This window comes from Kitasatospora sp. NBC_00039, assembly GCF_045160625.1.
Classification (GTDB): Bacteria; Actinomycetota; Actinomycetes; order Streptomycetales; family Streptomycetaceae; genus Kitasatospora.
In genome coordinates this window covers 7,245,023-7,264,737 of the sequence record NZ_CP108289.1, presented here as the reverse complement: position 1 = coordinate 7,264,737, position 19,715 = coordinate 7,245,023, and the positions used below count along the sequence as shown (strand labels likewise).

Below are 19,715 nucleotides of genomic sequence, written 5' to 3'. Positions count from 1 at the left end.
CGCTTCCGTACCGTCCCGTCCAGTTCCGTCCAGTTCCGTTCCGTTCCCTTCCGTTCCCTTCCGTTCCGTGGAACGAGCGGGGCCGTGGGGCTGCGTGGGAAGATGGCAGGGCTGGTGGAAACGATCTCCGGGCGGTTCTCTGGCCATGGTGAACGAGCAGCGTGATGCCGGCGAGCCCAAGCGGCCGCGTCAGGATGCCCTGCTGATGGTGCCGATCGCGACCGCGCTGATCGAGGCCGACGGCCGGATCCTGCACTGGAGCAACGACGCCGAGGCACTGCTCGGTTACACGGCCGAGGAGGCGATCGGCGCGCGGGCCGCGCAGCTGCTGGCCTCGGACGAGCAGCGGCCGGAGGTGCTGGAGCTGTTCCAGGAGATCCTGGACGGCCGCGGCTGGTCGGGCGTGTTCCCCGTCCGGCACCGGGACGGGCACCTCGTCAACCTGGAATTCCGCACCCACCCGATCTCGGGACCGGGCGGCAGCCCGCTGGTGCTCGCGGTGGCGTCCGACGTGACGACGCTGCGCCGGATCCAGGCGGATCTCGCCGTCCTCGACGGGTTCTTCACGCAGTCCCCGGTCGGGATGGGCGTGTTCGACACCCGGCTCGCCTTCGTCCGGCTGAACGACGCGCTGGCCCGGGTGAACGGCCTGCCCGCCGGGGCGCACGTGGGCCACCGGCTGAGCGAGCTGCTGCCCGGGATCAACGGCGAGGAGAGCGAGGCGGTGATGCGGCAGGTGCTGGAGAGCGGCGAGCCGGTGGTGGACTCGCGCTCGCACGGCCGCACCCGGGGCGATCCGGAGCACGATCACGCCTGGTCGGCCTCGTACTTCCGGTTGGAGGACCCGGCCGGGCAGGTCCTCGGGGTGAGTTCGACGGTCATCGACATCACGGAGCGGTTCCGTGCGGACGCCAGGGCGGCGCGGGCACAGGAGCGGCTGTCGCTGCTGGTGGACGCCACCGCGTCGATCGGCACCACGCTGGACCTGCGGCAGACCGCGCGCGAGCTGGCCGACGCCATGGTGCCCAGGGTCGCGGACATCAGCGGCGTGTTCGCCCTGGAAGCCCTGGTCGCGGGGCGCAACGTGGAGCCGCTGGACCCGTCCACCGCGCAGCTGGTGCGCCGCCTGGCGCTCGCCACCACCGACCCGCTCTACCCGGCCGAGGCGCTGCCGGTGGACACGGTGTACGAGGTGGCGCCGGACTCGCCGTACGCGCGGGCGCTGGCGACCGGGCGGACGGTGGTGGTTCCGTCCTGGGAGCTGCCGCTGCTGAGCCAGGGGCTCTCGGAGAGCCGCCGCCAGGCGTATCTCGGCGACCGGCCGCGTTCCGTGCGGATCACTCCGCTGGTGGCGCGCGGCACCACGCTGGGCATGGTGGTGTACTCGCGGCGCGGCGAGCGGGAGTCCTTCGTCGAGGCCGACATCACGCTCGGTGACGAGCTGGCCCTGCGGGCCGCCGTGGCGATCGACAACGCCCGGCTCTACCTGCGCCAGCACCAGACCGTGCTGGCCCGGCAGCAGGCGCTGCGCGAGGCGAAGGCCGCGCAGGAGCGGCTGGCGCTGGTCAACTCCGCCTCGGCGCGGATCGGCACCACGCTCGACCTCGCCCAGACCGCCAAGGAGCTGGCCGAGGTGGCGACGCCCCGGCTGGCCGACACGGTCGTGGTGGAGGTGCTGGACGACCTCGTGCGCGGCGAGCGCGAGGCCCGCCCGCTGGCGGACGGTTCGGCCGTGCTGCGCCGGATGGCCTTCCACTCGGCACACGGCTCGACGCTGGAGCCGATCGACCGCACCGACGGGGTGCAGCGGTTCCGACCGGGATCGCCGTACGCGTGGAGCCTGGCGCACCGCAAGCCGGTGCTGGTGCCGCGGATGGACGCGGCGGGCATGGCCTGGTTCACCGATGACCCCGTCCGCACGGCCGCGGCCAGGAAGCAGAACGTGCGCTCGTTCATGGTGGTGCCGCTGATCGCCCGGGGCTCGCCGGTCGGTGTCGCCGCGTTCTACCGGACGGTGGTGGAGCGGCCGTACGAGGACGACGATCTGGCGCTGGCCGGGGAGTTGGCGGTGCGGGCGGCGGTGTCGATCGACAACGCGCTGCTGTTCACCCGGGAGCGCGACGCGGCAGCCGCCCGCCAGCGCGCCTTGGACGAGGCGTGGGCGGCGCAGCAGCGGCTGTCGCTGCTCAACGAGGCCAGCACCCGGATCGGCACCACCCTCGATCTGCACCGCACCGCCGAAGAGTTGGTGGAGGTGGTGATCCCGCGCTTCGCCGACTTCGTCACCGTCGACCTGCGCGAGGCGGTGCTGAGCGGCGACGAGCCCAGCCCCGTCCCGGACGACGGCACGGTGCTGCTGCGGGCGGTCGCCGTCGGCGAGGCCAACACGCGCGGCATGCTGGCGGGCGCCGCCGACCAGGTCGGCGCCAACTCCCAGTCCGCAAAGGTGTATGCGGAGAGCCTGCGGACGGGGCGCTCGATCCTGGTGTCGGAGGTGGACGAGGCGGCGCTGCGGCGGATCGTCGCCTCGCCGGACCGGGTGCAGCCGGGCCTGGAGGCCGGGGTGCACTCGTACCTGATGGTGCCGCTGCTGGCGCGCGGACTGGTGCTGGGGGGCGCGGAGTTCATCCGGATCCGCAACCAGGTGCCGTTCGGCCAGGCCGACCGGGCGCTGGCCGAGGAGCTGGCCGCCCGGACGGCCCTGGCGATGGACAACGGCCGGCTCTACCGCCGCGAGCGGGACACCGCGCTCACCCTGCAACGCAGCCTGCTGCCGCAGGAGATCCACCGTACGCTGGGCCTGGAGATCGCCTACCGGTACCTGCCGAGCAGCGTGGTCAGCGAGGTCGGCGGCGACTGGTTCGACGTCGTGCCGCTCTCCTCGGGGCGGGTCGCGCTGGTGGTCGGCGACGTGATGGGCCACGGTATCCGGGCCGCCGCGACGATGGGCCAACTTCGCACGGTGGCCCGTACGTTGATCACGCTTGAACTGGATCCGGCGCGGGTGCTGCACCGGCTGGACGAGGCGACCACGGCGCTCGGCGAGGGCCAGTTCGCGACCTGCGTCTGTGTGGTGTACGACCCGGTGGACCGGCACTGCACCGCCGCCTGCGCGGGCCACCTGCCGCCGGTGGTGGCCGACGCCGAGGGCGGAGCCCGGCTGCTCGACCTGCCGCCCGGGGCCCCGCTGGGGGTCGGCGGGGTCCCGTTCGAGAGCGTCGAGTTCACGCTCCCGGAGGAGGGCATCCTGGCGCTGTACACCGACGGGCTGGTCGAGCGCCGGGGCCGCGACCTGGACGAGGGCCTGGACCAGCTCTGCCGGACCATCGCCGACCGGCGCCGCTCGCTGGAGCAGACCTGCGACGCCGTCCTGGCCGAGCTCACCGGCCGCACCAGCGAGGACGACATCGCGATCATCCTGGCGCAGGTCCGGCCGGCCGGCTCGGACCGGATCGCCACCCTGCCGCTCACCGACGACCATGCGATGGTCGCGCACTCGCGCCGGTTCACCCGCGAAACACTCATCGGCTGGGGGCTCGCCCCGCTCGCCGACTGGGCCGAGCTGCTCACCAGCGAGCTGATCACCAACGCCCTGGTGCATGCCGGATCCCCCACCCAGCTACGGCTGTTCTACAACCGGCTGCTCACCGTGGAGGTCGCCGACCGGGACGCCGAGTCGCCCAGGATGCGGCGCGCCCGCGAGGAGGACGAGGGCGGGCGCGGCATGCACCTGGTCAACGAGCTCGCCCACCGCTGGGGCAGCCGGCGCACCCGGGACGGCAAGGTGGTCTGGTTCGAACTGGAGCTGCCGCCGGGCACGCCGGCCCGCTGACCCGCCGACCCCGCCGACCCCGCACGACAACCGCCGTTTGTCGCTGCCGCCGTGCGGTTGTTCGCCCGCGCGCACCCCGAGGAGCTTGGCTTGGTCCCGGCAGAACGACCGATCCCGAGCATCAGGAGCAGACCATGGACCAGCTCGACCCCCGTACCGTCGTGGAGCGCTACGTCACCGCCATCGCGACCGGCGACCTCCCCACCGCGGTGGCCTCGTTCGCCGAGCACGCCACGTGGTCCTACCCCGGCAACCTGCCGCTGTCGCGCGTCTGGAGCGGCCGGGACGCCATCGTCGAGGACTTCCTCGGCTCGGTGGGCACCCTGTTCGCCCCCTACGGCGCCCCGCAGGTGACCCTCACCGGCCTGCTGGCGGACGGCCCGCAGGTGGTCGCCGAGTGGACCGCCAAGGGCACGGCGGCCGACGGCAGCGCGTACGACAACCAGTGCCTGGGCATCTTCACCGTCGAGAACGGCCTGATCACGGCGGTGCGCGAGTACCTGGACACCCACCACGCGGCTCTCACACTGTTCGCGGACCGGTCCGCCTGAGCCCCTGGCCGGGCCGCCCGGGAGCCCAGAGGTGGCCCTCCCCGGGCGATCGCGCCCACGTCCTGTCCGGCCCTAGTCGGGCAGCAGCAGGTTGACGTCGCCGAACTCGTGCCACAGGTAGCGGTGCCGGACCGCCTCCGCGTAGCAGCGCTCCAGCAGGGGGCGGCCGGCGACGGCGGCGAGCATGAGCAGGTGGGAGGCGCGGGGCTCGTGCCAGCCGGTGAGGAGGCCGTCCACGGCACGGACGCCGCGCTCGGGGGTGATCACCAACTCCGTCCAGCCGTCGGCCTGGTGGACGGTGCCGTCCGGGGCGGCGGCCGACTCCAGGGCACGGACGGCGGTGGTGCCGACCGCGATCACCCGGCCGCCGCCGGACCGGACGTGGCCGACCAGGCGGGCGGTGGCGGCCGGCACCTGGAACCGTTCGGCGTACGGGGCCTCGTGCGCCTCGGGGGAGGCGACGCCGGTGTGCAGGGTGATCGGCGCGACCAGCACCCCGCGGCCGGCCAGCCGGGCCACCACCTCTGCGGTGAACGGGCGGGCGGCGCTGGGCATTTCGCTGCTGCCCGGGACGGCTGCGAAGACCGTCTGGTACGCCTCGATCGGCCAGTCGCCGTCCACGTAGCCGTACCGGATGGCCTTGCCGTGGCTGGCCAGATAGCCCAACATCGGTGCGGGCAGGTCGAGTCGGGCGTACCAGAGGCGGGCGGTGAACGCCTCGACCAGCTCGGCCGAGCCGCCGCCCGGCAGCGCCACCCGCAGCCCCGGGCGGGCCGGGGACTCCTCCGGCGGGTAGTAGGCGGCGGCCTCGCCGGGTGCCGGCCGGCGCAACTCCACCAGGAAGGAGCCGCGTTGGTCGGGCTGGGCGGAGGAGAGGTGCAGCGCGACGGGGCCGCCGTCAGGCAGCCGGCCGGCCAGCGCGGCGGGCAGGGTGGCCGAGTTGTTGACCACCAGGACGTCGCCGGGGCGCAGCACCTCGGGCAGGTCGGTGAACCGGCGGTGCTCGACGGCGGTGCCGTCGCGGCGGCCGACCAGCATCCGCACGCCGTCGCGGGCGGTCCCGCGGGCCTCCGCGGGTGCGCGGGCGGAGAGTTCGGGCGGGACGGTGACGTCGATCCCGGGGTCGGTGAGTGCGGTCATCGGTCGCCCTGGGCAGTGGCTGCGGCGGCAGCGGCAGTGGCCGTGGCAGTGGCTACGGCGTCGGTGGCGGTGTCGGTGTCGGTGTCGGTGTCGGTGGCGGCGAGCAGGTCGGCGGCCCGGTAGCGGCCGGAGGCGGGACGGTCGCGGAGCAGGCCGAGCAGGGCGGGGGCGACGGCCTCCGGCAGCGGCTCGGCGGAGATGTCCTCGCCCGGGCAGGCCTCCTGGTACATCCTGGTCCGCATGGTGCCCGGGTCGACCGCCCAGACGTGCAACTGCGGCTCCTCCCGGGCCAGTACGGCGGAGGCGTGGTCCAGCGCGGCCTTGCTCGCGCCGTATCCGCCCCAGCCTTCGTAGGCCTCGACGGCCGCGTCGGAGCTGATGTTGAGCAGGGCGCCGGAGTGCGCGCGCAGCTGCGGCAGCAGGACCTGGGTCAGGGCGATCGGCGCGAGGACGTTGACCTCGAACATCTCCAGCAGGTCGGGAAGCGGGACGTCGGCGAGACGGGGCAGCGGCTCACCGCCCGCGTCAGAACCGTTCAGCGTGCCGGCGTTGTTGACCAGGAGCGTCGCGCCGCCGAGCGCGGCGGCGGCCTCGGCCAGGCGCGCGCGGTGGTCGTCGTCGACGACCGAACCGGCCGGCGCGGTGACCTTGGTGACGGCGGCCAGCTCGGCCTCGGCGGCGGCGAGCGCGGCCCGGTCGCGAGCCGTGACCACCAGCTGCCAGCCGTCGGCGGCCAGCGCCCTGGCGAGCGCCAGACCGAGGCCGCGCGAGGCGCCGGTGATCACTGCAACGGGCTGGGCGGTGTCCTCGGCGACGGGCTGGACGGCGTGCTGGACGGCGTGCTGCGATGCGGTGTTCATGGCACCACGATCGCCCCGGACGGCCGCCGCCGGATCGGCCACCCGGCCTGGGACCGGCTCGTCCCTTGGGCCTAGGGCCGGCTCGTCCTCCCGGCCGAGCCGGGGACCAGGCCGCGTTTCAGCGCGGCGTGGGCGGCGGTCAGGGCGAGCGTCGTCTTGCCGATCCCGCCCGTCCCGAGCACCAGCGCCGGTATCGCGGGCGGGGACGCCCCGGGGGCGGAGGCGGCGCTGCCGGTTGCCCGGCCGCCGTCCGCGTGGGGTGCCGGCACGGAGAGCAGGGTCGCCAGGTCGTCGTCGCGACCGGTGAAGCCCGTGACGGGGACGGGCGGGGCTGCCAGGGGCGGCGGTGCCGGCGCGGGTGGCGCGGCGGCGTCGCCGCAGGTGATGTGCACGGTGCCGCCCAGCACGGTCGTGCCGAAGAACGTGCCCCCGCCGATCTGGTTGCGGGCGCAGGGGGCCGGCACGGCGGCGGACGCACCGCCGCCGTCGCGCCCACGGGCCGCCTCGTCCCCGGGGTCGTGCGACCACCGTGAGCCGACCCCCTGCGGGCCCTGCCCCGATGCCATCCGGCCCCCACCCCCGTGTGTCGCCCCCGCCCTGCGACGCCCGCACCCACGCCGGCCACCGGCCCTCCGGTGGCGGCGCGGCACCGCGCCCGCCGTGTCACCCCGCCGCCCCGACGCCCCGCCGCCGGCCGCCCCGCCGCCCGATCACGTGTCGGACGAGGCTGTTCAGCGTAGTGCGGCCGCCGTGCCCGACGGGGGCGATCCGGGATATCCCACTCCCCGCCCACGGGCCCGGGGCGTGCCAGGCAGTTGCCGCCGGGCGCGCGACGCGAACCGTCGGACGCGCCCTACGGCGCGTCGGGCACCGTGGCCGGGTGCTCCCGGCCCTCCGGCCATCCCTCCGGGCGCGCCCAGGCGGCCGGGTCCGACCAGGCGGCGAGCGTGCGGCGGCTCTCGAAGCGGCGCGGGCGGCCGGTCAGCGGGTCGGTGAACTCGACGGTGGAGGCGAGCAGTTGCAGCGGACGGCGGAAGTCGTCCGGGGCCGCCTCCGGCAGCAGCACCGGGTACACCGGGTCGCCGAGGATCGGCAGGCCCAGGCCGCTCATGTGCAACCGCAGCTGGTGGGTGCGCCCGCTGAGCGGGAGCAGCCGGTAGTGGCCGAGGCCGTCGCGGTGCTCGACGAGCTCGATCCGGCTCTCGCTGTTCGGCGGGGCGTCCAGCTCCCGGGCCGCGATCACGCCGCGCTCCTTGACGATGTGGCTGCGCACGGTGCGCGGCAGCGCGAGCGCCGGGTCGTACGGCGCGATCGCCCGGTACTCCTTGCGGACCAGCCGGTCGCGGAAGAGCGTCTGGTAGGCGCCGCGCTCCTCGGGGCGCACCACGAACATCGCCAGGCCCGCCGTCAGCCGGTCCAGCCGGTGGGCCGGGCTGAGGGCGGGGAGGCCCAGCGAGTGGCGCAGCCGGGAGAGCGCCGTCTCCACGACGTGCCGGCCGCGCGGGGTGGTGGCCAGGAAGTGCGGCTTGTCGACCACGACGAGGTGCTCGTCGCGGTGCACCACCGCCACCTCGAACGGGACGGGGACCTCGTCCGGCAACTCGCGGTAGAGCCAGAGGTGCGCCCCCGGCCGGAACGGCTCGTCCGGCCCGATCGGCCCGCCCTGGCCGACGATCTCGCGGCCGTGCAGCAGCGCGTCGATCCGCTCCGGCGCCACCGTGGGCAGCCGCTCGGCCAGGTACGCGCGCACCGTCGGCCAAGGCCCTTCCACGGGCAGCCGCAGGTGCACCGGGTCCACCCCGCGGCGCTGTGGAAGGGGGGCGACCGGCTTGCTCTTGCGTCTCATCTCGCCGCCAGCCTATCCGGGCCGTCGTCGGCACCCCGGGGCGACTGGTGGGAGAGCGGAGCGGCCGGTGGGAGAGCGGAGCGGCCAATGGGAGAGCGGAGCGGCCAATGGGAGAGCGGGGCGGCCGGTGGGAGGGCGGGACGCCCCCGTCCGACGTGCCGATGGCGGCCGCCGCGGTGGAGAGTGGACGGTGAGGCCCCCGCCGACCCCGCTGGAGGCGTACGCGTGACCGTCGACCGACCGCAGGACGCGGTGCCGCCGCTGCACCTGCCGCGGCGGACGAGGCTGCTGCTCGCCGGCGCGTACCTCCTGCTGGTCGCGGCCGTGGTGGCCGACCTGGTGTCCGGGCCGGGGACGACCCTCTCCCCCGTGCTCGCGGTGGCGCCGGTGCTGGCCGGGGCGACCACCCGGCGGGCCCGGGTGCCGCTGCTCACGGGAGCGGCCGCCATCGTCGCGGTCGGCCTGCTGGAGGTCACCAACCACGGCCTGCCCGTCTCCGTCCACCTGACCGCGCTGATCACCGTGCTCGCCGCCACGCTGGCCAGCGCCGGGAACGTGGTGCTGGTGGCCGCCCGGGAACGCGAGCTCTTCCAGGTCCGTACGGTGGCCGAGGCGGCGCAGCGGGCGCTGCTGCGGCCGCCGCCGGAGCGGCTCGGGCCGCTGCGGGTGGCGGTGCGGTACGTCGCCGCGGCCGCCGAGGCGCGGATCGGCGGGGACCTCTACGAGGTGGCGCAGGGCCCGTACGGGATCCGGATCCTGCTGGGGGACGTGCAGGGGCACGGGTTGCCGGCGGTGGAGACGGCGGCGGACGTGCTCGGGGTGTTCCGGGAGGCGGCCCGCACGGAGCCGGAGCTGGCCCGGGTGGCGGAGCGGCTGGACTCGGCGCTGGCGAGCCGCCCGGTGAACGAGCGGTTCGTCACGGCGCTGCTGCTGGGGGTGGACCCGGCGGGCGGCGCGGCGCAGCTGGTCAACTGCGGCCATCCGCACCCGCTGCTGCGCACCGCGGGCCGGGTGAGGGAGCTGGAGCCGCCGCAGCACGCCCCGCCGCTGGGACTGCTCGACCTGATGGGCGGGAGCTACCGGGCGGGCGGCTTCGAGCCCCGGGCGGGTGACCTGCTGCTGCTCTACACCGACGGCGTGTCCGAGGCCCGGAACGCGGCGGGCCGGTTCTTCCCGTTGGCTGAGCGGCTGACGGGGGCGTCCGCGGTGAGCCCGGAGGACGTGCTGGACGAGCTGCTGGCGGAGGTCCGCGCCTGGGTGGACGTCGCCGGCCTGGCCGACGACGCGGCCCTGCTGGCACTGCGCTGGGAACGCTGAGCGGCTCGGCGCGCTCCGCGACCGTCCCGCCTCGGTCGGCCGCCACTGTCAGTGCCGTGTGCAACGCTGTCGGTGCGGTCGGCGGAGCGCCGTCCACGGGCAGGTTCGTCGAAGGGGCGGTGTCATGGGGATCAAGACGGGCGGGGCGTTCGAGGTGACGGCGTTCGAGCCGGAGGAGACGGACGAACGACCGGGCGCGACGCTCGGCCGGGTCCGGATGACCAAGGAGTTCACGGGCGGCCTGACGGGCAGCAGCGTGGTGCGGATGCTCTCCGTGCTGGGCGGCTCGGGCACCCCGGCCGGGTACGTCGCGATGGAGCACTTCACCGGTGAGCTGGACGGCCGCAAGGGCTCTTTCGTGCTCCAGCACACGGCGCCGGACAGCCGGGGCGAGCGGCTGGCGATCCGGGTGCTGGCGGGCACCGGCGCGGGCGAGCTGGAGGGGATCACGGGCACGTTCGAGCTGATCGTGGACGACGAGGGCAGGCACGGCTACGCCCTGGAGTACGAGCTGGGCTGATCCGGGCCGGTCCGACACGAGCCGATCCGGGCCGGGTCGGTACGGGCCGACGGGCCGGTACGGTACGCCGGCGCGCGTAGCTGCGCGGCGTCGGCGGCGCCCGGCCCGCCACTGTCACGATGATGCGATCGGTGAACGGTCGATCGCGGAAGGTGACGGATGGCTCGGAACATGGCACACGCGGTCGACGACGTGATCCACCGGCTGCGCGGGATCGGCGCCGGCCTCCCGCACGGCGACGGTGTCGCGGTCTTCAACCGGATGTACCTCACCGTGACGGAGGCGGTCCGCCGCCACCTCGGACGCCGGTACTTCGCCGACCCGGCCGCGATGGCCGAGCTGGACGTGGTGTTCGCCGGGCGGTACCTGCTGGCCGTGGACGCCGTCGCGGCGGGGCGGCGGCCGCCGGCCTGCTGGCGGCCGCTGTTCGACCTGCGGGCGGAGCCGGGGGTCCACCCCCTTCAGTTCGCGCTGGCCGGGATGAACGCCCACATCCAGCACGACCTGCCGCTCGCCGTGATCGACACCTGCCGCCGGCTCGGCCGCACGCCGGGGCAGCTCGCCGCCGACTACCACCGGATCAACGGCCTGCTCGCCGCGGTGGAGACGGCCGTACGCGAGCAGCTGATGCCGGGGCCGGACGTGCTGGAGCGGGCCGAGCCGCTGACGCACCGGGTGGGCGCCTGGTCGGTGGATGCCGCCCGGGACGCGGCCTGGGCGAGCGTCGGCGCACTCTGGGAGCTGCGCGAGGTGCCGTGCGCCGCTGCGGCGCTCACCGCCGCGCTGGACACCTCGGTCGGCCTGCTCGGCCGGGCCCTGCTCACGCCGCTGGGGCTCCACGACACCCGACCGGACGGGCCCCGCTGCCAGGAGGCCTGCTCGCAGGAGGCCCGCCCGCACGACACCCGGTCCGCGGGAACGTGCTCCGACGGTGCCCGCCCGGACGGCTCACGGTTCCCGGGCGCGGACAGCGGAACGGCCGGCCGGCTCCCCGAGGCGAGGAACCGGCCGGCCGTGCGCTGAGCGGGATCAGGCCCAGCTGGAGTGCAGCGGCTTGCCCTCGGCGTAGCCGGCCGCGCTCTGGATGCCGACCACGGCCTTCTCGTGGAACTCCTCCAGGCTGGAGGCGCCCGCGTAGGTGCAGGAGCTGCGGACACCGGCGACGATCGAGTCGATCAGGTCCTCGACGCCGGGGCGGACCGGGTCGATGAACATCCGGGAGTGCGAGATGCCCTCCTCGAACAGCGCCTTGCGGGCCCGGTCGTACGTGGAGTCCTGGGCGGTGCGGTTGCTCACCGCGCGCGCCGAGGCCATGCCGAAGCTCTCCTTGTACTGGCGGCCGTCGGCGGTGGTCTGGAGGTCGCCGGGCGACTCGTAGGTGCCGGCGAACCAGGAGCCGATCATCACGTTGGACGCGCCGGCGGCCAGCGCCATCGCGACGTCGCGCGGGTGGCGGACGCCGCCGTCGGCCCAGACGTGCTTGCCGAGCCTGCGCGCCTCGGCGGCGCACTCCAGCACGGCGGAGAACTGCGGGCGGCCGACGCCGGTCATCATCCGCGTGGTGCACATGGCGCCGGGGCCGACGCCGACCTTGAGGATGTCGGCGCCCGCCTCGACCAGGTCGCGGACACCCGCGGCGGAGACCACGTTGCCGGCCACGATCGGGATCTGCGGGTCCAGCCCGCGAACCGCGCGCAGCGCGCTGATCATCGACTCCTGGTGGCCGTGCGCGGTGTCGACGACCAGCACGTCGGCGCCGGCCTCGATCAGGGCCTTGGCCTTGCCGGCCACGTCGCCGTTGATGCCGACGGTGGCGGCGATCCGCAGGTGGTTCCGCGCGTCCACGGCCGGGGTGTAGAGGGTGGCGCGCAGGGCGTTCTTGCGGGTCAGCAGGCCGACGAGCTTGCCCTCGGCGTCCACGACCGGGGCGAGCTTGCGGTGCGCCTCGCTGAGCCGGTCGAAGGCGGCGCGCGGGTCGATGCCCTCGTCGAGCAGCAGCAGGTCGCGCGACATGACGTCGGCGACGCTGGTGAAGCGGTCGACGCCCTGGCAGTCGGAGTCGGTGACCACGCCGACCGGCCGGCCGTCCTCGACCACGACCAGCGCGCCGTGCGCCCGCTTGGGCAGCAGCGAGAGCGCCTCGGCGACGGTGGCGCCGGGGTCGAGGGTGATGGCGGTGTCGTGCACCAGATGGCGCTGCTTGACCCACCCGATGACATCGGCGATCACGTCGGCGGGGATGTCCTGCGGGATGGCGACCAGGCCGCCGCGGCGGGCGACGGTCTCGGCCATCCGGCGGCCGGCGATGGCGGTCATGTTGGCGACGACGAGCGGGATCGTGGTGCCGGTGCCGTCGTTCGAGGAGAGGTCGACACCCTGCCGGGAGCCCACGGCGGAGCGGCTGGGGACCATGAAGACGTCGTCGTACGTGAGGTCGTACGAGGGCTTGAGGTCGTTCAGGAAGCGCATGAAGATAGGGCTCTCTGGCTGGGAGAAGGTACACCTCGGGTGCGGTTGCGGCGAGGCCGCGGGGCGCACTCGGGCGCCCCGCACCCAACATTCGATTCTCCGGCACGGTGGGGGCAAAAGCCAGTTCGAGGACGATTGCTGGCGCAGTGCACAAACCATGATCACCCGGGGACCCGCAGGCTTGGAGGTTTCTCCAAGTGATCGGCTTTTCGCCCCGGCCGGGGCCGCTCCCGTAGCATTCACGCGGTAACGGCGAGGCAATCCAGGAAAGCGGCAGCGGGCGATGACGGCGGGCGTGGACATCCAGCAGGAGAACGGCACCGAGGGGTCCGAGGAGGAGATCGACTACGGTCCCGGCCTCGACCCGGAGCGGCTGCGGCTCTGCCTCGACGTGCTCGCCGAGCTGGACGAACTGCACGTCGACCACCCGGACGCGATCACCGTCCGCCAGGCGGTCGGCGGCATATTCCGCACGCTCAAGCAGCGCCGCCGCCAGGAGACCCGGGCCCGCAAGACCGCCAACGACCGCGCCGTCACCGCCCGGACGGCCACCGGCGCGCCGACCCGGATCGACGACGAGACGGCCGGCGCCTTCGGCCTGACCACCGTCACCACCACCGAGATCGCCGGCATCCTGGAGCGCCCCCGCTCCTGCTACACCTGCAAGCAGCGGTACGTCGAGGTGGACGCCTTCTACCACAACCTCTGCCAGGCCTGCGCGGTCAAGAACCGCGCCCGCCGCGACGCCCGCGCCGACCTCACCGGCAAGCGCGCGCTGCTCACCGGGGGCCGGGCCAAGATCGGCATGTACATCGCGCTGATGCTGCTCCGCGACGGCGCCCACACCACCATCACCACCCGCTTCCCCAACGACGCCATCCGCCGCTTCACCGCGATGCCGGACAGCGCCGACTGGCTGCACCGGCTGAAGATCATCGGGATCGACCTGCGCGACCCTGCCCAGGTGATGGCGCTGGCCGACGAGGTCGCCGCGGACGGCCCGCTGGACATCCTGATCAACAACGCCGCGCAGACCGTGCGCCGCCCGCCGGAGTCCTACCGCGAGCTGGTCAACGCCGAGTCGGCCCCGCTGCCGGCCGGCGAGCTGCCGCAGTCCACCACCATCGGCCGCTTCGGCAGCGGCAGCGTGGACCTGCCGGCCCTGCCCGCGCAGGCCACCGGCGCCCAGGAGCGGCTGTCCGCCGAGGACGTCACCTCGCTCGCGCTGGTCACCGGCTCCGCGACGCCCGCCCGGATCGAGGCCGGCACCGCGATCGACGCCGGCGGCCTGGTGCCCGACCTCGCGCCCACCAACAGCTGGGTGCAGACCGTCAACGAGGTCGGCCCGGTCGAGCTGCTGGAGGTGCAGCTCTGCAACTCCACCGCGCCGTTCATCCTGATCAGCTGCCTGCGCCCGGCGATGGCCGCGTCGGCGTCCCGCCGCAAGTACGTGGTCAACGTCTCCGCGATGGAGGGGGTGTTCCAGCGCGGCTACAAGGGCGCCGGCCACCCGCACACCAACATGGCCAAGGCCGCGCTGAACATGCTCACCCGCACCAGCGCGCAGGAGATGTTCGAGACCGACGGCATCCTGATGACCGCCGTCGACACCGGCTGGATCACCGACGAGCGCCCGCACCCGGACAAGATGCGCCTGGCCGACGAGGGCTTCCACGCCCCGCTCGACCTGGTCGACGGCGCGGCCCGGGTGTACGACCCGATCGTCCGCGGCGAGCAGGGCGAGGACCTCTACGGCTGCTTCCTCAAGGACTTCGACCGCGCCGCCTGGTAGCCCTGCGACTGGTAACCCCTGCGAGGAGAAACCGAGTTGACCACCGCACCACTGCTCGGCGCCGGCGTCATCGTGCCCACCGGGGACGGCCGGGTCCTGCTCGGCCGCCGGATCACCGCCGGCGAGCCGCCCACCTGGAGCCTGCCCGGCGGCAAGGTGGACGCCCCGGGCGAGTCCTTCGAACAGGCCGCCGCCCGGGAGCTGGCCGAGGAGACCGGCATCGTGCTGCCGGCCGAACGGATGCGGGTGCTGGCCGTGCTGCTCGACCACGAGCTGGGCCGCCCCAGGCTCACCGCGGCCGTGCTCGCGCCGCCGAGCCTGGCCGCCGCCGAGGTCACGGAGCCGCACGCGTGCGCCGGCTGGGAGCGGTTCCCGCTCGACGCGCTGCCCGGGCCGATGTTCTACCCGTCCGCGCTGGTGCTGGGCAGCTGGCTGCCGGACGCCCCCTCGGCGCTCCGGGCCGGGACGTACGCGTACCCCGTCACCGGCGGAAGCAGGTGACGGGGTAGCCGTTGCGGGCCGGGCGCGGTGCGTGCGTGACCGCGGCGGGTTCAGCCGTTGCGGGCCGCCTCCGGGCCGGTGATCCGCTTCAGCAGCGGGAGCGTCGAGGCGATGATCCCGAGCGAGGCCACCAGGCCGACCGCGGTCAGCACGTAGTACAGCGTGCCCGGCGACACCAGGTCGTAGTTCATCTGCGACTTGAGGAACATGGCCGCCGCCGAGAAGCCCGTCCCGATCGAGAGCGCCGATACCAGGAGCAACGGCAGCGCGCTCTCCAGGCCGATCACCCGTTGCAGCAGGCCGAGCGGCGCCCCGGTGAGCCGCAGCATCGCGAACGGCCGCTTGCGGTCGGTCAGGCCCGCGACCACGCTCACCGCCAGGCTGCACCCGGCGATCGGCAGGGTGGTCAGCAGCACGACGTTGGCCAGCTGCCTCCAGCCCGACAGCTGCTTCTGCTGGGCGGAGCCCCAGTCGCCCACCGTCCGGGGCCCGTACCCCGGGTAAGCCTTGGTAAGCAACGTCCGGGTCTGCTCCTTGGCGGCGGCGGAGCCGTCCGTGGTCACGTAGATGCTGCGCACCGGCAGCATGGCCGCCTCCTCTGCGGAGACGGGTGCGGCCGGCCACTCGAACCCGGAGGTGGAGCGCAGGCTCATGAAACCCCACTGCGGGATGCCGACGACGCTCGCGCCGGCCGGGCACCGGCCCACCACCGGGACCTGGGCGAGCTCGGTGCAGAGCACCAGGCTCGGGGAGAACCCGGGGCGCTCACCCGGCAGCGCGCCGAGCCCCTGCGGGTTGTCGTGGCCCAGCGCGAGGCCGTGGAAGCCGGGCACCGCCCGGAGGTCCGCCAGCAGCTGCGCCGGAACGGCGCCCGTCATCGCGGGCTCGTCGACCATGCTGCTCTGCTCGACCGCGGTCCGGGTCTCCGGGTCCCCGCTGAGCGTGCCCCGGTTCTCGTTGATGGTGCCGATGATGCAGACCGTCGCCGTGGTGACGAAGAGGGCGAGGACCAGGCCCGCGACCGAGCGGAAGCCCGCCTTCGGGTCGTCCGCGAGCCGCCGGACGGCGATCAGCGTGGCAGGGCGGCTGGTGCGCAGCGCGACGGCGCGGGCGCCCACCATGGTGAGCCAGGGTCCGGCGATCACCAGGCCGAGCATGATCACCAAGAATCCGGTCAGATAGGCCGCGGTCTGCCCGTTGGTGGTGTCCGGGCGCCGGTTGACGAAGTAACCGAGCTCGGCCAGACCGGCCAGCAGCGGGACCACCCGCCAGTGGCTGGGCGGCTCCGGGGTGACCCGGCGGGTGACACCCAGCGGGGAGATGGTGACCCGCCGCAGCGCCAGCCGCGCCGCGACCGCCGCCGCCCCCGGGACGCCCAGCGCCGCGGCCGCCATCTGGAGCGGAGTGAGCGTCAGGTCCTCGGCGAAGAACCGGTCACCGGTGAACGGGATCGTCGCCACCAGTGGGCGCAGCAGCAGGAAGAGACCGAAGCCGACGACCGTGCCGGCCACCGCGGCCACGGTGGACTCCACCGCCGAGATCACCGAAACCTGCCGCGGGGTGGCGCCGACCAACCGCATCGCGGCGTAGCGCTGCTCGCGGGTGGCGGCGGAGAGGCGGGTCGCGGTGCCGATGAAGATGACCACAGGGAAGATCAGCGCGCCGGCCACCACGGAGAGGATCAGCGTCATGGCGTCGCCGCGCGTGCCCAGCCCCGGGCAGTCGTTGTCGCAGGAGGGCGGGAGAGCGGTGGCGATGGTGGTGACCTTGCTCGCCCCGGGCATGTGCTCGATCTCCGCCGGAGTGCGGCCCTCGATCAGGTAGAGCGAGTCCGGGGAGGGCAGTGCCCCGTCGCCGAGGATTCCGGCCATCCGGCCGGGGAAGCGGTCGCCCAGCTCGACGGCCGGGGTCTTGCGCAGCAGTTCGGCGAGCGCGGGCGAGGCGTAGTACTCACCGGGCGCGGGCAGCTTGTCGAGACCGGGCGGGACGGGCGCGGTCGGCCCGGTGGCGGCGACGTCGAGCCGGAAGAGCTCCTTGCCGTCGAAGTAGTCGCCGTGGTCCCACCACCAGAGCGGGTCCACCGGCGCGGTCTCGGTCCGGCTCGCCGCACCGCTGTTGGTCCACAGCACCCGCTCGTTGGACTTGCCGACGGCGTTGATGCTCGCCAGCGTCGAGAGCAGCAGGCCGACGCCGATCGCCACGGCCGCCGCGATCATCACCAGCCGGGCCACGGCCTCCCGCCCGCCGCTGACGGCGAGGCGCAGTGCGAAGGGGATCACGAGGCGATCCGTTCCGCCGCGCGGTCGGCCGCCGGGCCCGCCGGGAGCGAGGTGGCCTTGCCGTCCCGGACGATCGCCTCGCGGTCGGCGTAGCAGGCGACCCGCGGCTCGTGGGTGACCAGGATGACGGTGGTGCCCTGTTCGCGCGCGGCGCCGACCATCAGCTCCATGACCTGCTCGCCGGTGAGCGAGTCCAGCGCCCCCGTCGGCTCGTCGGCGAACAGCACCTGCGGCCGCGCCACCAGCCCGCGGGCCAGCGCGACGCGCTGCGCCTGACCGCCCGACAGCTCGCCGGAGCGGCGCCGCTCCATGCCGTCCAGGCCGAGCCTGGCGAACCAGGGCCGGGCCTCGGCCAGGGCCGCCGCCCGCTTGGTGCCGCTCAGCAGCAGCGGCAGTGCGACGTTCTCCTCGGCGGTCAACTCCGGGACGAGCTGGCCGAACTGGAAGACGAAGCCGAACCTGTCGCGGCGCAGGGCGCTGCGCTGGGCCTCGCCCATGGTGTCGATCCGCTGCCCGTTGAAGCGGACCTCGCCCGAGTCGGGGGTGAGGATGCCGGCCAGGCAGTGCAGCAGGGTGGACTTGCCGGAGCCGCTGGGGCCCATGATGGCGAGCACCTCGCCGGCGTGGACGGCCAGGCTCGCCCCGCGCAGGGCGGGGGTCTCGCCGAAGGCGAGGGTGATGTCGTGGGCCTCGATCAGCAGCGTCATGACCGCACCGCCTCGGCCAGCGCGTCCAGGCGGGCGGTGGTCAGGTCGATCCAGCGCAAGTCGGCCTCCAGGTGGAAGAGTCCATGGTCGGCGAGCAGGGCGTCGACCAGCGCTCCGTTACGGCGCAGGTCGGTAAGTTCGCGCATCCGCCGCATGTGGGCGGCGCGCTGGGTGTCGAGGTAGACCTCGGCGTCGCGGCCGAGCATCAGGGCCAGCACGACCTTGGTGAACAGCACCGTCTGCAGGTTCGGTTCGGGCGAGACGGGCTCGGTGAGCCAGTGCTCGAACTCCGTCACACCGGCGTCGGTGATCACGTAGCGCTTGCGCTCGGGCCCGTCGCCGGGCTCCGCCTCGCCGGCCACGACCTTGCCGTCCCGCGCCAGCCGGCCGAGCGTGGCGTAGACCTGACCGTATGGCAGGGGCTTGCCCCGCCCGAAGAAGGCGTCGTAGTCGCGCTTGAGGTCGTAGCCATGGCTCGGCTCTCGCTCCAGCAGCCCGAGAAGGGTCAAAGGAACACTCATGAGATGACCATACATCAGGCGTATACTCCGAGTGTATATCTGGCGAGATTACGGCTGTGACCTGCGAAGACGATGAGCGAGGCGTCCGGGCGGAAGCGTTCGGACGGCACGAGCGAGCCGGCGAGGAGGGAACCGGCGCGTTCAGGTGGAAGCGTTCGGGACCGCGCGTCCGGGACGGCCAGGTGGACCGCGCGTTCAAGCGGAGGCGCCGCGTTCAAGCGGAGGCGCCGCGTTCAAGCGGAGGCGCCGCGTCCAGGCGGAGGCGTTCGGACGGCACGAGCGGGAGGCGGCCCCACGTCCGCCCCCCGCCCCGCACCACGGTCCGGCACGCCCCCACAGCACGCCGGACCTGCCGCGCCCCGGCACTCGGAGGGCGCGACCACTCCCAGCCTGCCCCGCCGACCCCTCCCCCGCCGAGGGCCGAACGTCCCGGTTCGCGGGCCGGACCCCGGGTGGTGCGGGCCCGCACGCTCTTGTGCGCGGGCGGGGAGCGGAGGGAGATTGGATGCCCGCAGTACCGCCGGCTGTGGCAGTCCGGGCATCCGGCGGGGGCGCCCCGACCGGGCGCCTCGCCCCATCGCCCCGCACCGTTGCCCCGCGTACCCCGAGGAGCGCGCATCGTGTCCAGCACACCCCGCCCGGCCAGGCCCGGGTCACTGCCGCGGCGAGTCGGCCGGGAGCTGCGGCGGGCCCTCGGCGCACGCCCCGCCGCTTCGGCGCGGCCGCTGGACGGGCCCTTCGGCCGAGCGCTCGACCTGCCACTCGACCGCCCGCTGGACCGCAGTCGCAGTCGCGCACGGCTCGCGGCGGCGCTGGGCGTCCTCCTCGCCCTCGTGGCCGCGGTCGCCGGTGCGCTGCTCGGCTACCAGGCCACCACGCGGGCGGCGGCCGCCGCCCGCGCCCGCCTGCACCCGGTCGACGCCGTCGTCCAGAGCGTCGACCGGCCCGGTGCCACGACGAGCGCCCGCCGCACCGGCGGCTACCAGAACCTGCTCACCGCCGAGGCCACCTGGACGGCCCCCGACGGGCAGCCGCGCACCGGCGCGATCGAGGTCCGCCGCACCACCACCGCCGGTTCCACCGTCGCCCTCTGGCTCGACGGGGCCGGCACCCCCACCGCTCCGCCCATGACCAGGAACGGTCTGATCGCCGACGCCGTCTGCGCCGGACTCGCCGGCTTCCTCGCCGTCGCCACCGCGCTCGGCGGCGCCCTCGCACTACGCCTGCGCGTCCTCGACCGGCAGGCCGACCGGGCCTGGGAGGAGTCCTGGGCCCGGCACGAACCCAGGTGGAGCGGCCGCACCACCAGCAGCCCCGGCGGGCCGCAGGACGAATGACGGAGACCCCCGTGCCCATCGCCTTCACCACCGACCTCGGCGG

16 protein-coding genes are annotated in these 19,715 nt (G+C 74.6%); 8 read left to right on the top strand and 8 right to left on the bottom strand.

Annotated features, from left to right (window positions below; all coding sequences use genetic code 11):
- Window positions 1-145 precede the first annotated feature (145 nt).
- Together OG286_RS32440 and OG286_RS32435 are read left to right on the top strand one after the other, a co-directional pair.
- A complete protein-coding gene (locus OG286_RS32440; RefSeq protein WP_396323888.1) occupies window positions 146-3,832 on the top strand; it encodes a SpoIIE family protein phosphatase in 3,687 nt (1,228 codons plus the stop codon).
- Between the two features lie 134 nt (window positions 3,833-3,966).
- Window positions 3,967-4,383, top strand: a complete 417-nt coding sequence (locus OG286_RS32435; RefSeq protein WP_405365958.1) for a nuclear transport factor 2 family protein — start codon at window positions 3,967-3,969, stop codon at window positions 4,381-4,383.
- Window positions 4,384-4,455: 72 nt separating this feature from the next.
- On the opposite strand, the gene OG286_RS32430 is transcribed toward OG286_RS32435, so the two are convergent.
- The 4 genes from OG286_RS32430 to OG286_RS32415 form a co-directional block, all read right to left on the bottom strand.
- Entirely contained in the window at window positions 4,456-5,523 is a 1,068-nt protein-coding gene (locus OG286_RS32430) for an S-adenosylmethionine:tRNA ribosyltransferase-isomerase (RefSeq protein WP_396323886.1), read from the bottom strand.
- The gene (locus OG286_RS32425; RefSeq protein ID WP_405365957.1) at window positions 5,520-6,383 is read right to left on the bottom strand and encodes an SDR family NAD(P)-dependent oxidoreductase; all 864 of its coding nucleotides are present in this window, start codon (window positions 6,381-6,383) and stop codon (window positions 5,520-5,522) included. The genes OG286_RS32430 and OG286_RS32425 overlap by 4 nt, the downstream gene beginning before the upstream one ends.
- Before the next feature lie 71 nt (window positions 6,384-6,454).
- Complete coding sequence (locus OG286_RS32420; RefSeq protein ID WP_396323884.1) at window positions 6,455-6,949, bottom strand: hypothetical protein; 495 nt, start codon at window positions 6,947-6,949, stop codon at window positions 6,455-6,457.
- Between the two features lie 287 nt (window positions 6,950-7,236).
- Window positions 7,237-8,229, bottom strand: coding sequence for a pseudouridine synthase (locus OG286_RS32415; RefSeq protein WP_396323883.1), 993 nt, complete (start codon window positions 8,227-8,229; stop codon window positions 7,237-7,239).
- A gap of 225 nt (window positions 8,230-8,454) precedes the next feature.
- Here OG286_RS32415 and OG286_RS32410 point away from each other — a divergent pair, with 225 nt between their 5' ends.
- From OG286_RS32410 to OG286_RS32400, 3 genes are all read left to right on the top strand, one after another.
- The gene (locus OG286_RS32410) at window positions 8,455-9,546 is read left to right on the top strand and encodes a PP2C family protein-serine/threonine phosphatase (RefSeq protein ID WP_396323882.1); all 1,092 of its coding nucleotides are present in this window, start codon (window positions 8,455-8,457) and stop codon (window positions 9,544-9,546) included.
- Between the two features lie 124 nt (window positions 9,547-9,670).
- On the top strand, window positions 9,671-10,066 hold the full coding sequence (locus OG286_RS32405) for a DUF3224 domain-containing protein (protein ID WP_396323881.1): 396 nt from the start codon (window positions 9,671-9,673) through the stop codon (window positions 10,064-10,066).
- Between the two features lie 171 nt (window positions 10,067-10,237).
- Window positions 10,238-11,089 carry a DUF5995 family protein gene (locus tag OG286_RS32400; RefSeq protein WP_405365956.1) on the top strand — a complete coding sequence of 284 codons (852 nt, stop codon included), beginning with the start codon at window positions 10,238-10,240 and terminating at the stop codon, window positions 11,087-11,089.
- A gap of 6 nt (window positions 11,090-11,095) precedes the next feature.
- Here the strand turns inward: OG286_RS32400 and OG286_RS32395 are convergent, their stop codons facing one another.
- Window positions 11,096-12,535 (bottom strand): GuaB1 family IMP dehydrogenase-related protein, encoded by a 1,440-nt coding sequence (locus tag OG286_RS32395; protein ID WP_396323879.1) that lies wholly within the window; start codon window positions 12,533-12,535, stop codon window positions 11,096-11,098.
- 295 nt (window positions 12,536-12,830) lie between these two features.
- Here OG286_RS32395 and OG286_RS32390 point away from each other — a divergent pair, with 295 nt between their 5' ends.
- Complete coding sequence (locus OG286_RS32390; protein WP_405365955.1) at window positions 12,831-14,327, top strand: SDR family NAD(P)-dependent oxidoreductase; 1,497 nt, start codon at window positions 12,831-12,833, stop codon at window positions 14,325-14,327.
- Window positions 14,328-14,363: 36 nt separating this feature from the next.
- Complete coding sequence (locus OG286_RS32385; protein ID WP_396323877.1) at window positions 14,364-14,828, top strand: NUDIX hydrolase; 465 nt, start codon at window positions 14,364-14,366, stop codon at window positions 14,826-14,828.
- A gap of 50 nt (window positions 14,829-14,878) precedes the next feature.
- Here OG286_RS32385 and OG286_RS32380 read toward each other — a convergent pair whose 3' ends face one another.
- The 3 genes from OG286_RS32380 to OG286_RS32370 are packed head-to-tail and all read right to left on the bottom strand — an operon-like array spanning window position 14,879 to window position 18,335.
- Entirely contained in the window at window positions 14,879-17,107 is a 2,229-nt protein-coding gene (locus tag OG286_RS32380; protein WP_405365954.1) for an FtsX-like permease family protein, read from the bottom strand.
- Entirely contained in the window at window positions 17,104-17,814 is a 711-nt protein-coding gene (locus tag OG286_RS32375; RefSeq protein WP_396323875.1) for an ABC transporter ATP-binding protein, read from the bottom strand. The genes OG286_RS32380 and OG286_RS32375 overlap by 4 nt, the downstream gene beginning before the upstream one ends.
- Window positions 17,811-18,335, bottom strand: a complete 525-nt coding sequence (locus OG286_RS32370) for a PadR family transcriptional regulator (RefSeq protein ID WP_396323874.1) — start codon at window positions 18,333-18,335, stop codon at window positions 17,811-17,813. The genes OG286_RS32375 and OG286_RS32370 overlap by 4 nt, the downstream gene beginning before the upstream one ends.
- Before the next feature lie 620 nt (window positions 18,336-18,955).
- On the opposite strand from OG286_RS32370, the gene OG286_RS32365 reads away from it, so the two are divergent.
- The gene (locus OG286_RS32365; protein ID WP_405359077.1) at window positions 18,956-19,672 is read left to right on the top strand and encodes a hypothetical protein; all 717 of its coding nucleotides are present in this window, start codon (window positions 18,956-18,958) and stop codon (window positions 19,670-19,672) included.
- Window positions 19,673-19,715: the final 43 nt, after the last annotated feature.

Coding starts and splice junctions, on each gene's coding strand:
- OG286_RS32415 (WP_396323883.1), bottom strand. CDS start 8,229: ATGAGACGCAAGAGCAAGCCGGTCGCCCCCCTTCCACAGCGCCGCGGG.
- OG286_RS32440 (WP_396323888.1), top strand. CDS start 146: ATGGTGAACGAGCAGCGTGATGCCGGCGAGCCCAAGCGGCCGCGTCAG.
- OG286_RS32425 (WP_405365957.1), bottom strand. CDS start 6,383: ATGAACACCGCATCGCAGCACGCCGTCCAGCACGCCGTCCAGCCCGTC.
- OG286_RS32435 (WP_405365958.1), top strand. CDS start 3,967: ATGGACCAGCTCGACCCCCGTACCGTCGTGGAGCGCTACGTCACCGCC.
- OG286_RS32405 (WP_396323881.1), top strand. CDS start 9,671: ATGGGGATCAAGACGGGCGGGGCGTTCGAGGTGACGGCGTTCGAGCCG.
- OG286_RS32420 (WP_396323884.1), bottom strand. CDS start 6,949: ATGGCATCGGGGCAGGGCCCGCAGGGGGTCGGCTCACGGTGGTCGCAC.
- OG286_RS32400 (WP_405365956.1), top strand. CDS start 10,238: ATGGCACACGCGGTCGACGACGTGATCCACCGGCTGCGCGGGATCGGC.
- OG286_RS32395 (WP_396323879.1), bottom strand. CDS start 12,535: ATGCGCTTCCTGAACGACCTCAAGCCCTCGTACGACCTCACGTACGAC.
- OG286_RS32430 (WP_396323886.1), bottom strand. CDS start 5,523: ATGACCGCACTCACCGACCCCGGGATCGACGTCACCGTCCCGCCCGAA.
- OG286_RS32375 (WP_396323875.1), bottom strand. CDS start 17,814: ATGACGCTGCTGATCGAGGCCCACGACATCACCCTCGCCTTCGGCGAG.
- OG286_RS32370 (WP_396323874.1), bottom strand. CDS start 18,335: ATGAGTGTTCCTTTGACCCTTCTCGGGCTGCTGGAGCGAGAGCCGAGC.